The organism is Pseudomonas sp. C2.3V, assembly GCF_058536325.1.
On sequence record NZ_JBZUBN010000001.1, the window covers coordinates 2,796,747 to 2,810,970 of the forward strand.

At 58.3% G+C, this 14,224-nt stretch carries 14 protein-coding genes; 9 read left to right on the top strand and 5 right to left on the bottom strand.

Annotation, left to right across the window (positions count from 1 at the left end):
* Window positions 1-20: 20 nt before the first annotated feature.
* The 3 genes from AC4LF3_RS13265 (at window position 21) to AC4LF3_RS13275 (ending at window position 1,674) form a co-directional block, all read left to right on the top strand.
* Window positions 21-692: a haloacid dehalogenase type II gene (locus tag AC4LF3_RS13265; protein WP_491835452.1), complete on the top strand. Its 672-nt coding sequence runs from the start codon at window positions 21-23 to the stop codon at window positions 690-692.
* A gap of 193 nt (window positions 693-885) precedes the next feature.
* The gene (locus AC4LF3_RS13270) at window positions 886-1,164 is read left to right on the top strand and encodes a DUF3509 domain-containing protein (protein WP_010795059.1); all 279 of its coding nucleotides are present in this window, start codon (window positions 886-888) and stop codon (window positions 1,162-1,164) included.
* Window positions 1,165-1,179: 15 nt separating this feature from the next.
* Window positions 1,180-1,674, top strand: coding sequence for a hypothetical protein (locus AC4LF3_RS13275; RefSeq protein ID WP_219652423.1), 495 nt, complete (start codon window positions 1,180-1,182; stop codon window positions 1,672-1,674).
* Between the two features lie 157 nt (window positions 1,675-1,831).
* On the opposite strand, the gene AC4LF3_RS13280 is transcribed toward AC4LF3_RS13275, so the two are convergent.
* Window positions 1,832-2,116 (bottom strand): DUF3509 domain-containing protein, encoded by a 285-nt coding sequence (locus AC4LF3_RS13280; RefSeq protein WP_010795061.1) that lies wholly within the window; start codon window positions 2,114-2,116, stop codon window positions 1,832-1,834.
* Window positions 2,117-2,343: 227 nt separating this feature from the next.
* On the bottom strand, window positions 2,344-2,586 hold the full coding sequence (locus tag AC4LF3_RS13285; RefSeq protein WP_491835453.1) for a glutaredoxin family protein: 243 nt from the start codon (window positions 2,584-2,586) through the stop codon (window positions 2,344-2,346).
* A 195-nt stretch (window positions 2,587-2,781) separates the two neighbouring features.
* Between AC4LF3_RS13285 and AC4LF3_RS13290 the strand changes: the two genes are divergently transcribed.
* From AC4LF3_RS13290 to AC4LF3_RS13315, 6 genes are all read left to right on the top strand, one after another.
* A complete protein-coding gene (locus AC4LF3_RS13290) occupies window positions 2,782-4,737 on the top strand; it encodes a monovalent cation:proton antiporter family protein (protein ID WP_491835454.1) in 1,956 nt (651 codons plus the stop codon).
* A 96-nt stretch (window positions 4,738-4,833) separates the two neighbouring features.
* A complete protein-coding gene (locus AC4LF3_RS13295) occupies window positions 4,834-5,214 on the top strand; it encodes an ElaB/YgaM/YqjD family protein (protein ID WP_019365812.1) in 381 nt (126 codons plus the stop codon).
* Window positions 5,215-5,230: 16 nt separating this feature from the next.
* The gene (locus AC4LF3_RS13300) at window positions 5,231-5,626 is read left to right on the top strand and encodes a phage holin family protein (RefSeq protein ID WP_010795065.1); all 396 of its coding nucleotides are present in this window, start codon (window positions 5,231-5,233) and stop codon (window positions 5,624-5,626) included.
* Window positions 5,623-5,976: a hypothetical protein gene (locus tag AC4LF3_RS13305; RefSeq protein WP_010795066.1), complete on the top strand. Its 354-nt coding sequence runs from the start codon at window positions 5,623-5,625 to the stop codon at window positions 5,974-5,976. Before AC4LF3_RS13300 ends, AC4LF3_RS13305 begins: the two co-directional genes overlap by 4 nt.
* Window positions 5,977-6,110: 134 nt before the next feature.
* Window positions 6,111-7,289: an EAL domain-containing protein gene (locus tag AC4LF3_RS13310; RefSeq protein ID WP_491835455.1), complete on the top strand. Its 1,179-nt coding sequence runs from the start codon at window positions 6,111-6,113 to the stop codon at window positions 7,287-7,289.
* Between the two features lie 110 nt (window positions 7,290-7,399).
* Window positions 7,400-8,731, top strand: a complete 1,332-nt coding sequence (locus AC4LF3_RS13315; protein WP_010795068.1) for a deoxyguanosinetriphosphate triphosphohydrolase — start codon at window positions 7,400-7,402, stop codon at window positions 8,729-8,731.
* 42 nt (window positions 8,732-8,773) lie between these two features.
* Here AC4LF3_RS13315 and AC4LF3_RS13320 read toward each other — a convergent pair whose 3' ends face one another.
* The 3 genes from AC4LF3_RS13320 to AC4LF3_RS13330 are packed head-to-tail and all read right to left on the bottom strand — an operon-like array spanning window position 8,774 to window position 14,224.
* Window positions 8,774-9,802, bottom strand: coding sequence for a family 8 glycosyl hydrolase (locus AC4LF3_RS13320; RefSeq protein ID WP_491835456.1), 1,029 nt, complete (start codon window positions 9,800-9,802; stop codon window positions 8,774-8,776).
* Window positions 9,792-10,253 carry a cellulose biosynthesis protein BcsD gene (gene bcsD / locus AC4LF3_RS13325; protein WP_010795070.1) on the bottom strand — a complete coding sequence of 154 codons (462 nt, stop codon included), beginning with the start codon at window positions 10,251-10,253 and terminating at the stop codon, window positions 9,792-9,794. Before bcsD ends, AC4LF3_RS13320 begins: the two co-directional genes overlap by 11 nt.
* Entirely contained in the window at window positions 10,253-14,224 is a 3,972-nt protein-coding gene (locus AC4LF3_RS13330) for a cellulose biosynthesis protein BcsC (protein WP_491835457.1), read from the bottom strand. The genes bcsD and AC4LF3_RS13330 overlap by 1 nt, the downstream gene beginning before the upstream one ends.

The window sequence follows — 14,224 nt, forward strand, 5'->3', positions numbered from 1 at the left end:
CCCATACGTAAGGAACGCCCATGACCTGTTGCCTGTTCGATATCAATGAAACACTGCTGGATCTGGCAGGGTTGGATTCGGTCTTTTTCCAGACCTTTGGTTCATCCACAGCGCGTAGTGCCTGGTTTGCCCAGACGCTGCAGAACGCCATGACCGCTACGATTACTGGCCCTAGCATTTCATTCGAGGAAGCTGGGCAGGCTGCGCTGACCATGCTGGCGCAACGTGAACAGGTTCAGCTGTCAGAAGCCGATCGCCACCACGTTAAAACCGCCATGCGTATGCTGCCAGCGCACCCCGATGTCGAGCCAGCGCTTGAGCAGTTGCGCAAGTCAGGGGCTCGAATAGTCGCCCTGTCCAATAATGCACGCGAGCTGGTTGATGCCCAATTATCCGCCGCTGGACTGCGTGGCTATTTTGATGAAGTGCTTTCGGCAGAAGATGCTCAGACTCTAAAGCCGGATGCGCCTGCGTATCTCCAGGCTGCCGAAACCCTGAATACAGACCCGAAACAGCTGTGGCTGATTGCCGTGCATGCCTGGGACATCGCCGGCGCCCAACGTGCAGGCTTCAAGACCGCACTGGTTTCACGCACTGCTCAACAGGTACCCAGCCCATTGGCGCCACCTACAGTTCAGGGTTCTGACCTGACGGCAGTCGTCGAACAGATACTGACCCTAGAGTCAGCCTGAATAGATGTTTCTGTATGTTACTGATTCCTGAGCCCATCAGTGACTAATGCCGCGGCCTCCACGGCAGGCAGAGATCACAGCCAAACTGTATACCCATGCGCATCTGTCGCAGACAGAAAAAAAACGTAGAACTTTGCGGACCTGACCTATGTCAATGAAACCGTAACGTTGGTGTGGCTATCAGGTGAGGCATATGGATAATCCTTTTCAAGTTATCGCTGCGGCTTTCGAAGCTGATTACCGCGTCAATTTCCGTATTGAGCGCATGGATGGAAGCGTCACGCTGACCCTTTCGGACGATACCGGCACCAAGGCTCGTCGTCTGATTACCAAAGAGCAACTGCACACGCCGAAAAAGCTGGACCGCGTCATCGATGGCATTCGCCTGGGCATGGCGATCGACAGTGGCTGTGGTGTACCGGAGCTGTTGGCCTCCCTGTCGCCTTACAAGACGTATTCGATCTCCCGCTGAGCAAGTAGTAGCTGCATGTCTTCACCCAACGGCCTTGGTGGCGTCTCGATGACTTATGATCATGCTGAGTCGATCGGCGCGCCCTCCTCTTTTAATACGGTAATTCCGCTAGCTGACGCGGCGAACCTGTCGTCCAAAGAAAATACGGTCGTTACCGACGCGATCATGGCGACACGCTATGCGTTGGCATGCGATGAGCTGGCAGACGCGTTGGCCCCACTCAAGGTGTGGCCAACACTAACTGACCTGCAGGGAACATTTTCCTTTAGCGTGCTTGATCTCTACGGACGCGTTGCCTACCGCTCAACACGCATTCGTCAGGTGCAATACAGCGAACCCGGTTCGCTGAAAGGTACTGTCTCGGCAGCCCGACGCGCGTTGACTGCGCAGGGCCTGGGTTTTCCAGTCTGGGATACAGGTCTTGAAAAACCGGACACCTGTCCGGAGGAAACGACAGCCCCTGCAGATCTGCCTTGCAAGGGCTGTCGTTTGATGGGGTGTAAGTACTAGCGTCGATGGCCAGCCCTACTTTTTAGCGCAACAGCAACACCCGCCAGTGGCGGGTTTTTTGTTCTAAATCAACACGCATGACATCCAACAGGCAAAGCCTGCTGGATGTCGATTGAGCAAGCGCAATAACACGCTGTCATAGACAGACGCCTATGCCTCAATCAGCGTAACGCATTACGGTAGCGCCCGTGGCTCGCAAGGTAGCCAACGATTGCGGTGCCAACGCCCCCGCGCGAAGCGAGACGTCTTTGCGCATATCGTCAATCACGATTTGCAGCGCGCGGTCATCGCTTAGCTGGCGAGCGGAAATCACACGTGTGACTCGCGCATCGCTGCCCAAATCCTGTACGCAGAACACAACGCTTCCGTCAGGACGAGGCTCAGTTACCGAGCATTCGTAAGTTGGAAAGGCAGTCATCAGTTTTTCAGTTGCGCTATTCATCATTCCCCCATTCATTAAATAGTTTTACGTTTTATGAATGCGATGAGAAAGACAGTGACTTGGAAGCCAGAGTTCACAACAAAAACTTGAAATTCACGAAAAAATGCAATAGAAGTCGCGATCCTGCTGCTATCAATGCGCCATCTACTGGCAAAATGGGCGGTTTAAAGACGAAGCAGTGTCATACAACTCCCTTCCTTGCCTCCATCAACAGTAATAAATCTGGCCTAATCCTGCATTAAAAAGGTGGCGATCTGTTCGCAACTGAACGGCCAATCCAGCTCCCGTCCACTTTCCAGGTGACGCAGTACCGGAGTTCGCATGCCGTACCGCTTCACGCCTCCGTCCAACTCCACAATATCAACGGCTTCGACCAGCAGACCATGCTCAACGAAGGGCATCAGTACCCTTTCAGCGTCATGACAGAGGTGGCAGGCTGCGGTAACCAACAATTGACAATGTGGGCTCATGGCCACCTCCTAAACGTGCAACATCTTTCAGTATGGTACGGATTGAGCAAGCTAGGCATTGATATACCTCAATGGAGTTTGCGCTGGCTCGTTTAGACTTTTGCTTATTACCACGGGGGCTTGGCGTATTCGAGGGGGGAGATAACCCCTCATTGCGTGGTCGACTTAGTGACGTAACCTGACTGTGAGGCCTACGTGTTCATTGATCTTCTTTTGCTGTTGGCGGCGTCCCTGGTGGTCATCTCGCTAATACGCCGAGTCGGACTGCCGCCCTTGCTGGGCTATCTGTTCGTAGGTCTGGTCCTAGGCCCTAATGCCCTGGGCTGGGTTCAGCCGGATCAGTCTCTTCCCCTGATTGCCGAGATGGGCGTCGTATTTCTGCTTTTCATGCTAGGCCTGGAATTTTCCCTGCCTCGCATGCTGGCGTTGCGTCGGGTCGTCTTCGGGTTGGGCAGTTTCCAGGTTCTGCTATGCAGCATTCCGCTGGCATTGCTTCTGAATCTGCTGGGCGCCTCGCCCGGAACTGCCGCGTTGTTAGGGGTTGGACTGTCACTGTCCTCAACCGCCATCGTGACGCGAGAGCTTTCCACCTTGGGCGAAGTGCTGACGCCCCATGGTCAGAACACCATAGGCGTCCTGCTTTTTCAGGATGTGGTCGCGGTACTGCTTTTGACCCTGATTCCGGTCTTCAGCGGGCATGCCGATACCGTGTGGTATTGGGCCCTTCCCCTTACCTTGGGCAAGACGGCCGTCCTGTTCATCACTCTATTGGCGGCCAGCCGCTGGCTCTTGCCTCCCCTATTTCGTGAAATCGGCAGCTCCCGCTCCGCCGAGCTGTTTCTGCTGCTGGCATTGCTGATCGTCCTGCTCACCGCCTGGCTCACGCACCTGATGGGCCTTTCCATGGGCTTTGGCGCATTTCTGGCAGGGATGCTGCTGGGCGAGAGCCATTATCGGCATCAGGTCGAAGCGGATTTGCGGCCTTTCCGAGATGTGCTTCTAGGCCTGTTCTTTATCAGTGTCGGCATGCTGATCGATATACAGGTCGTCATACGTCAACCTGGTTTCGTACTGCTCCTGGTCCTGGCACTGGTCGTCCTGAAGGCACTCATCGTGGCACTGGTCGTTCGAAACCGCTTTGGCGATAAGGCCACCGGCTGGCGCACGGGCGTGGCGCTGGCCCAGGGCAGCGAGTTCTGCTTTGCACTGGTGGCGCAGGCCAGGCAGGAAGGACTGGTGGAAGAAATGTTCTCCGGTGCGCTGTTGACAGCTGTTTTCATTTCCATGGCCATTGCGCCTGTGCTGCTGCGCAATGCTTCGCGGCTGGCCCGATCATTGGGGCTGGTCAGCCCGACACCCGTCTCGGACATAGCCAGTGCCAGTGAGGGTCTCGCCGGGCATGTCATCATCTGCGGCTTCGGCCGGGTCGGGCAGTCGATCGCCCGCCTGCTGAGCCTGGAGAAAATACCGTTCACAGCGCTGGATAACGATCCTGTTCGGGTTCAGGAAGCCGTGGCTATCGAGGCAAGCGTTCATTATGGAGACTCCAGTCGTACCGAGCTCCTGGAGGCCGTAGGCATTGCCCATGCCCGCCTATTGGTTGTTGCGGTAGACGACCCGTCCCGGGCACTGGCCATTGTTCGCCTGGCACGTCAGCAACGGGCGGATCTACCTATCCTGGTGCGCACACGAGACAGCAGCCTCAACGCCGACCTGCGCGCTGCAGGCGCCAGTGCCGTTGTTCCCGAACTGCTTGAGTCAAGCCTGATGCTGGGATCTCAGGCGCTACTTCTCCTGGGGTTATCGGAGCGCCACGTCCAGGAGCGTATCGACACTATCCGCCGGGAGCGCTACAGCCTGCTGCAAGGTTATTACCAAGGCGCACAAGCCGATGTGCTGGATGCTCACCGCAACAGCCGCATCATGCTGCATGCCATCTATCTTCCCGATAATGCCCATGCGGTCGGGCGGTCCCTGGACTCTCTGGAGCTGGAGGCGCTGGGACTTAGCCTGGAAACCATCCGCCGTGATGGCGCGGAGCTGATCATCACGCCGGAGCTACTCCTTAAAGCCCATGACACCGTGCTGCTCAAAGGGCCGGTCGCGGCGTTGGAGCAGGCCGAGGCCCGCTTGTTGGCCGGTATGTCATGAAAGAGCGACAAACGGAACCTTTGCGACCCAGACAGGTTCGAACCCGCTGAAGCAAATGAAATTCAATCTTTCACGATCTTTGCAAGGAGTATCGATATGACGATGGAAAGCGTTCTTCCACCCTCGCAGGAAGACCAGACCGATTCCAGCACTCAAAAGCAGACTCACCGTGAAAACCTGCGTAATGTTCAGAATGCAATTACTGCCGAGTTTTCTGCACTGATTGCAGATGCCGAGCGCCTGCTCAAAGGTTCGACATCGTCTTCGGGCGAGCAGATGGATGAAGCCCGCAGCCGCCTGACTGATACCCTGGCCCGCGCTCGCGAAACCCTGAAAGCCCAGCAGGCCTCCGTGTACGATCAAAGCCGTGCGGCCGTTCAGACCACTGAAGAATACGTTATCGAGCACCCACTGAAGTCCGTAGGCATCGCAGCCGGTATCGGCTTTGTAGTAGGCCTGTTATTCACCCGTCGCTGATAAAGGAGTGGGATGAATGGACATGACACCGCCGAATCCCCATGAAATACCAGACGAAGTACCCAAGCCGTCCCTGAAGCGGATGGCAGGTGCGGCAGTCGGTCTGGTCCAGAGTCACCTCGAGCTGCTGGGTATCGAGGTTCAGGAAGAGAAGGTTCGCACCTTCAAGCTGTTCCTGCTGACCGGCCTGAGCCTGATTTTCGGTTTGCTAGTCCTGGTGGGGCTATCGGCGGCCGTCATCATTGCGTTCTGGGATACTCACCGTTTGCTGGCAACCCTTCTGCTTTCCGCCGCTTACGCCGTCGCGATGGCGCTGTGTGTCTGGAAGGCCATGAGCTTGATAAAGGGAAATCCTCCGTTCCATGCCACGCTTGAAGAGCTGGCCCGTAATCGGGAGCGCCTACTGCCATGAACCAACCTCTAACGGCGGCTGTTGGCCGTCAGAAGCGTAAGGAAATGGTACGGCTGCGCATGGAGCTGTACCGTCAGCAGATCGTTTACAACGCCGAGCCCTTGCACAATCCGCTCGGGACTTTGAAGGAGATGGTTCGTCCCAAGGACGTGGTCACTCAGTCCAAGGGGCCGTTGGTGATTGGTGCGACGCTGCTTCTATCGTTGTTTGGTAAGCGCCTGGGGCCCATTGGACGCCTGGCGCGGATAGGTCTTGCCGTGTATCCCTTCGTCAAGCGTTACCAGACCGTGCGTCATAATCAGCACGCGCAGCACGCGGCGCAACAGGGTACTCATCACCCTTACCCTTAAGAATACTGGCGCACGGATGCGCCATATGCCTGCTCTATCCTAGCGAATATTGGCCGCATTCTTGCGAGAGAAAAGAGACCCTCTTTTCAACCTCAGGTCAGCTCACGGCAGACCTAATCCGCAGGAAGGACCCCGTGTTCACAGGATACCCTCTCGCCTTTTTCCAACCCTTCATCGATACCGCAACCGGACAGATCGCCGGCGTAGAAGCCTTGGGCCGCCTGCGTCAGGCAGACGGTAGCTGTCAGTCGGTAGGCCTACTGTTCGCGTCCCGTACGGTTTCACCCATAGACCTGCGTCAGCTGGATCGAGACATCCGTGATAATGCCCTGAGCCGCTTCCGCGACGCGCCACCAGACTGGTTTCTGAGCTTGAATATTTCCCCCCGCTGGATCAGCCACGCCCGTGCGGATCACCCATTGCCGAGCCTGAAGCAGGTCGAACGCCAGGGGATTGACCCTCGGCGTATCGTATTTGAGATCACCGAGTTGGCAGGTAATCAACAGCGCTTACTGGACGTGGTTCATCGCTACCGTACCGCCGGTGCCAGAATCGCTATTGATGACTTTGGTGCAGGCTATTCACAACTGGATCGCGTCATGGACCTGGCACCGGACATCCTCAAGCTCGACATGCGCCTGTTCCAAGCCGCGGCCAGGGGTGGACCCAGTGGTGAAGTCGTCAGAGCCATGGCCCTTATGGCTGAGAAGATCGGCTGCTGGATTATTGCCGAAGGGGTTGAGACGGACGAAGAGCTTGATTTCGCACTGGAATGTGGCGCTCGCTACATACAAGGCTTTCTTTTTGCGCAAGCGGCTGAGCAGTTTCAACCAACCGGGACCCATGTCGAGCGCTTTGCGACCCTGCGAACACGTTATGTGCAGCGCAAGCTACGAGAGCGTACAAGGCTCATGATGTTGCGCCAGCAACTGGCCCGTTTTATCCAGGAGGTGCGTCCCTGGGCAGAAGGCAGGTCAATGATCAGCGCACTTCCCCTTCCCCATGACCTGCCCTGGCTGCTGCGCCTGTATCAGTGCGATCGACATGGCACCCAGATAAGCCCGAATCTGGAATGGAACGGCATGTTCTGGCAGGAAAATCGTCGCTACCTGAACCACAACTGGTCATGGCGCCCATACTTTTACAGCCTGCTTGCCGAGGGCGTGGATGAGCGCCGCCTGAATCTCTCCACCACCTACCGGGACGCTACCACCAACCGGTACTGCATGACGGCAGGCCAATTCATTGCCCGGGGGCAGCGGCTTCTGCTGATCGACATTGACGCCTCGCTTTTGACGGAGCCTCAGACCTGAAAACCTGCCTGATCGAGAACGGTCTATCGTGTAAGCAATGCCCCAGTATCGCCTACAGGCCCAAGCCTGCTAGGGTACGCCACACGAAAACCGTTGTTGCGAGGTAGGCCTTGGACTGGCAAACACTTCTAACCCGCGAGCGCCTCGGCAAGGCTGTGCACAGCACCGCCGAACTGGGCCGCAGCCCGTTTCACAAAGATCACGACCGTATCATTTTCTCAGGCGCCTTTCGCCGCCTGGGACGCAAGACGCAGGTGCATCCGGTCAGCAGCAACGACCATATCCATACCCGACTGACCCACAGTCTTGAAGTCGCCTGTGTAGGCCGCTCGCTCGGTATGCGCGTAGGCGAAAGCCTGCGTCATCAGCTGCCGGACTGGTGCGAACCCAGCGATCTGGGGGTAATCGTGCAGTCAGCGTGCCTGGCGCACGACATCGGCAATCCTCCCTTCGGACACTCGGGGGAAGATGCAATTCGCCACTGGTTCGCCCAAGCGGCCGGCCGTGGCTGGCTGGATGACATGAGCGACATCGAGCGCGACGATTTCCTGCACTTCGAAGGCAATGCCCAAGGCTTTCGTGTCCTGACACAGCTGGAGTACCACCAGTTCGATGGAGGTACACGTCTCACGTATGCCACATTGGGGACTTACTTGAAGTACCCCTGGACGTCCCGCTATGCCGAGGCACCCGGCTACAAGAAACACAAGTTTGGCTGCTACCAGAGCGAGCTGCCGCTGCTTGAACAGATTGCCAGCAAATTGGGTATTCCTCTGCTTGGCGAGGAGCGTTGGGCGCGGCATCCGCTGGTCTATCTGATGGAAGCGGCCGATGACATTTGCTATGCGCTGATCGACCTGGAAGATGGGTTGGAAATGGATCTGCTTACCTATGCCGAAGTGGAAGCCCTGCTGCTGGGCCTCGTAGGCGATGATCTGCCCGAAACCTATCGCCAGCTCGGCCCACAGGACTCGCGTCGGCGCAAGCTGGCCATCTTGCGTGGCAAGGCCATCGAACACCTGACCAATGCCACGGCACGCGCCTTTGTCGAACAACAGGACGCCCTGCTGGCCGGCACCCTGAAGGACGATCTGGTCGAACACATGGATGGTCCCGCCAAGCTGTGCGTGCAGCGCGCCAAAGCCATGGCCCGGGAAAAGATCTTCCAGGACAAGCGCAAGACACTGCATGAAATCGGTGCCTATACCACGCTTGAAATTCTGCTCAATGCGTTTTGTGGCGCAGCGCTTGAACAGCATCGCGGCCGTGAGCCATCCTTCAAGCACCGGCGCATTCTGGACCTGTTAGGCAACAGCGCGCCGGACCCGAACTGGCCGCTGCACCGCTCGTTCATGAGGGTAATCGACTTTATCGCCGGCATGACGGACAGCTACGCCACCGAAATGGCTCGCGAGATGACAGGACGCTCAAGCCCTGTTTGACCATGCTCTTCAGCCGCTCATGAAAACGAGCGGCTGAAGAGTTCAGCGAGCCTTGCCGCAGTTACCCTGCGCTATCTGGCTGAGCATCAGCAGGGACGAGGAATAATAATCCTCCTGCTTCAACACTTCCGCCTGCAAGGATTGCGGCTGACCATCGAGCAGCGCGCGAATACCCAGCACTCCCCAGGAGGCCGCATAGGGTGCAACCTCACCAGAGGCCAGATCGACCCAGGCAGGCGGTGAAGCCGGATCCTTGCTGTGCCAGAACGTACTGACTGCGCGCCACTCACCGCGCTTGCCAAGTTCTGCCCAGGCGCCATACAGCGGCACGCGGACGGCATCGAATCCAAAGCGTGACGGCCAGCCTTCGGCAGGCTTCAGGGTGCCGTCAGCTCCCAGGGCGATCCAGTCAGATGGTAATTTGGCCTCACCAAACTGCGCGGCTTGAAGCAATTGCGTGCCGCTCTGGAAAAGCGCCGTCCAGGGACCTCCCGGTTCGATCCGCGCAAAGGCTTGCAAGGCAGGAAAGATCCAGTACGACAGGTTGATAACGGTTCCGTCTGGACGCTTGAACCCTTCCAGACCTGGCAGCAGCAGCGTATAGCCCTGGTCGCGCTGGATCAGATGCGCTGCAATGGCGTCACGAATCTGTTTCGAAGCCTTTGCATAGGCAGGGTTCTGCCAACGCTCACCTGCTTGCTGCAAGGCCCAGGCGATAAGGAGGTCCCCATCGGATGCGTTATTGCGATCGGTGACGGCAGGATTTGCCTTTGGGTCGTACCTCCACGAGAACAATCGGTCCTCACGCTGCAGGGTCTGCTTCGTCCAGCTCCAAAGACGGTCAAACGCCCTGCGATCACCATTGGCCTCCGCAATCAGCATCGCGTAGCCCTGGCCTTCGGAATGGCTGATGCCCTGGTTACCCGTATCGGTAACACGTCCTTGCACCGTCACGAACCGCTGCTGATAGATGTCCCAACCCTGCTGGCAGCTCAAGGGCTCACCTGAGGCAAGGGCTGAGGCCAGACAAAGCACAGCCAGGAGGACACATCGCCATGTTCTAACCTGCACAGCGAAACACCAGCGCGCCTTCGGGCGATTCCAGCAGACGAACCTGCAGCCGATGCTCCTCTCCCTGCGCCTGGAATATGTACTCATATAGACCCTCCAATACGGCAGCCAGGCTCCGGGTCCAGCGCTCGGAAGACTCAAGTATTGGATAGCCACCGTGCACGATCTCGATGGCCTTGCCCTGCACGCCAAAGCGTACCCAGCCCCAATCCATGGCCTTCCAGCGCTCGTTGACAACCCTCTCCAATGCCTCAAGTGTAGGCTGCTCGCTTAACGCCATGGATTCGCCCAGGCGAGCCCCTACCAGTCGCAGAAAACCCAGCGCATCGGTACTGCCAGCCGACTCATACATCTGGTTGATCAGCGTCAGAATAAGGCTGCCCCACCGCCCCCGCTCTTCTCGCGTGGACAAATAGGCAAGCGTCGCCTGTTCAATATCCTTGGACTGCATTACGGCAGGTTCTCCAGGTTGTGTTTCAAGTAGAGTTGTCCTGTGGTTTCGGAGTAATCACCAAAGGTATCGTAACTCAGCGCGCCGCCTACCTTGGTCTGCTTGCCCAGGCTGTATTCGAGTTTAGCGCCCGCATTCAGCGCAAGCCCGCTGTCACTGCTGCCCTTGTATCGGGCGCTGCTGACATAGCCCTGCCCTGCAAGGAACTCCATGCTCGACTGCAAGGCCTTGTCGGTCGGGAAGTAGTCCTCACTCTTCTGATTGAACGCCTGAAATCCGGGCGCCACGTTGAATTTCATGTCCCATTTGTCGTTGTACTTGGCGGTGTATTCGATCGGGAACGAGACGCCTACGTAATTTTGTGGGCTGAAATACCCGCCATGCCCGACGGTATAGCCGCTCAGATTCTTGTCAAAGCTATTCCAGCCGAGGTGAATCCCTGTCTTGAGTTCACGGTCAGTCTCATGGATGGGGCGAACGTAGGCACCGGCGTGGACTCCCAGGGCCTGGTTATCGGCAACGCCCTCTCCCCGATAGATAAAGTAGTCGCCACCATAGTAAGCCCCCACATCGCCATCGTCGTAACTGTACTCAGCCGCTATACCGGTCTTGGTGACGCCACCCCAGCGCTTACCCGTCAGCGGGTCCTTGGCACCTGCATAGGACAAGACACTGTCTGTTACTGCGCGCCGTTCGACGGCCAGGGACAACTTGCCGTTATCCCCGACCTTGGGCGTCCATTTGAACCCTCCTACCAGGTTTTGCTTCTCAAACCCGAGCGGGGTCGTGCCGACATCTGCCTGGAATTGTTCATGCCTGATTGCGGCGCTAAGCGCTACCCCGGAGTCGGACTGCGAACCCGGCTCGTAGGGCGCCATCACGGCGCTGGCGCGGTTATTGACAAGGCTTTCGAGCAAAGCGCGACCTTTTCCACCCAGCGCATTGCCGGTATCCGCGTTCAACAGCTCATTACGCACACTTTGCGCAGCGGTTTGCCGGTCAGCCGCCGTCATGTTGGTTCGGCTGTAATTGACGCTTTCGAGAAAATGCGTCGTAACCTTCTGCTCGAAGTTGAACGCCATCTGCCGATAGAGACTACCGGAGCCAAACCGGTTGGCGCTGTCGCCCTCCACCGACCCTGCGCTGACAGAAACAGGCATGGCGGTAAGCTCCAGCCGGGTATTACCGAACGGCACCAGCGAGACCGTCAACGGCGCATTGACTTCAGTCAGCCTGCTCAGGCCGGTATCGCCATCCCGTGCACGAATGTTCATGCCTCCTTGGATGAAGGGCATCCGCGCCTGTTGAAGATCCGCCAAGGTTCGCTGAATATCGGTCATCAATGGATCAGCTGGTAGACCTGAAGAGGCTCGCTGCGTGTGCAGATAGCCTGGAACAGCAGAATCAGCGCCTGCATCGGCCAGTATCAAAGGCGAGCCAGCCACCGCATACTCCTTGCGGAATGGACTGCCTTGCCCCAAGGCGGCCAACTCGGCAGACGAACCAGACGCCTGAGGTACCACGCCGTGTTGCTTGCGCTGAGCCGCTTTCAGAAGCTCGATGGCGGTGTCTGTCTTACCCTGAGCCTGGGCGATACGGGCTGAGAGGTAAAGCGAGGTGGCATCGTCAGTACGCCCGGCTTTCTTGAGAATGGCCGATGCGCGTGCCGGATCGTTCAATGCCAGGGCAGCATTCACACTACCCTTTATGGCGTCCTCGTTGGCAGGGGTCTGCGCCAGTACGTATTCGTACACACCCAGCGCCTCCTTGGGCATGTGTCCGCCATCATAGAGGCGTCCCATCGCTAACAGCAGATCCGGGTCGCGCGGCGATTGCGCCAATGCAGCCATTAACAGGTCATACGCTCCGGCACTGTCGCCGCGCTTGCGCATCCAGTCCGCCTGATTGACAGCAATTCCCCGGCGCAAGCCGACCAGGCTGGCCTCATCCACTGCCGATAACCGTCCGCGACGCTCCAGCTGGTGCAGCAGCAGATCGGCTTCGGTCGTTTGACCGGCCTGACTCAACACTGAAACGACAGGCACATAATGGGTAACAGGCTGCTGGCCATCGTCACGCTGGAATTCCCTGACCAGCGACAATGCCCAGGCCGTTTGCCCCATATCGACCAGCGCCTGGGCCACAGCGCCGCGCCCGCCAAGGTCCGAAGGCGCATTATCATAAAGTTCACGCAGCGCCTGGCGCGCCTGGACTGCATTACCACCCGCAACGATCCGACGCGCACGGGCGATACGGCTGTTTATTTCGGTGCGCGCGATCAACTGAAGCATGTCCGGGGTACGAGCCGGCAAAGGGACACGCTCGATATAGCGCTGGGCATCCTCCCAGCGCACCTGCTCAATGGCGAATACGGCGGCGGCGTGCAAGGCTTCCGGATCGTTGCGGCGCGTATCCGGCTCCATAAGCGCCTGGGCCTGTACCGGGTCGGAACCGTGCAACAGCCGTGCATAGGCCAGGCGGATCCAGGGACTGTTTGGCGCAATGGCTAGGGCCTGCGCATAGAGTTTCAGCGCTTGTTCATTATTACCGGCCACGGATGCCTTGCGGGCACGCTCGCTCAAGGCCTGCGCTTCTACCTGCTCAAGGCTGCCGGCTGCCTGTTTGGCCACGGCAGGGTGCGCCTTGAGCAACGCCAACGCCTCGGCACTGCGTTGTTGCATGAGATAGCTGTTGTACAGCCCCAACCCCGCGGCAGTGTCATCCGGGCGCGCGCTCAATAGAGGTTTATAAACGGCTTCCGCCTCGGCTGCCTTGCTATTACGCAGCAGAATGTCGCCATAAAGCAGCTTGCCCGAGCGTCCCTGCTCACCTGTTGCTTGCGTCAGCGCCCGGGCCTGCTGCTCGGCCTCCATCAGGCGGCCCCGGTCACGTAAAGCGCGCACGGCGGTGAGTCGGCCGTAAAAATCGGCATTAGCTACGGCCTCCGCCCAACGAGCACGTTGCGTCGGATCAAGCTGACTGGCCCGCTCAAGGCTGCGCTTGGCCGCTTCGTAATCCTGGGCGCGCAATTGGATGATCCCCAGGCCGCCCCAGGCCTCGGCATCCTGTGGATCTTCCTGAAGCGCCTGCTGGAATTTACGGGCAGCCACATCGAGCCGACCTGCGTTCAAATCCTTGAAGGCTGCTGCCCTTGCCTGCCCCTGGGCGCTCTCGGCCTGAGCGTTGACCACCGTCATGAAGTGCTGAACGACCTCGGCATCATTCGGATTGACCTGGGCGTAGCGCTCATACAACGCCTGATCGGAAGATTCCGCGCCCAACCACAGCAGCGCCTGTCGCCAGGGTTGCCGCGCCTCAGGCACCGAGCCTGACAGTTCGGCCAGCTGATGGATTCCCTCCCGCCGCGTCTCGTCCCGGTAGGTCAGCGCCTCGGCAAGCGCCAGACGCGCCTTGAGGTCGGCTGGATTGCGGCGAACCTGCTGCTCCAACCCCTCGCGCCCCTGCACCCAACCGTTTTTTGTGCCTGCAAGCGTCTGGTAGTACTCAAGCGCCAAGTCATCTGGCGGAGGATTGCCGTTGAAAAGCGTCCTGTAGCGCAGGGCAGCCTCGTCAGCTTTGCCTTGGCTTGCCAGCTGACGTATTTGCGGCAACTCGCTGCGATCAAGCGTCTTGGCCTGCGCCTGGTTTTGCAGGATCTCGATGCGGGCGCTGTCCGGGTGCAGTTGTTTGAGTTTCTGCAACCAGCCTTCGTAGGCCGCCCTGTCAGTACCCAGGGCAAGCTGAGCCTGGCGGTACAGGACCTCCTCGGATACCGGGTCAACCTGTAGAGCACGGTCGAGCGCCTGACGAGCCATGTCCGGCCGGTTGCGGCTCTGCCAAAAGCTGGCTTGCTGCAGCAAAACGTCTATACCCTGATTTGCAATCGCCGTATCAGGCAGATTGGCATAGGTCATTCCGCTGAGCGCGCACAGCATCGCGACCGATAAGGTTTTCAGCGCATACTTCGGCAT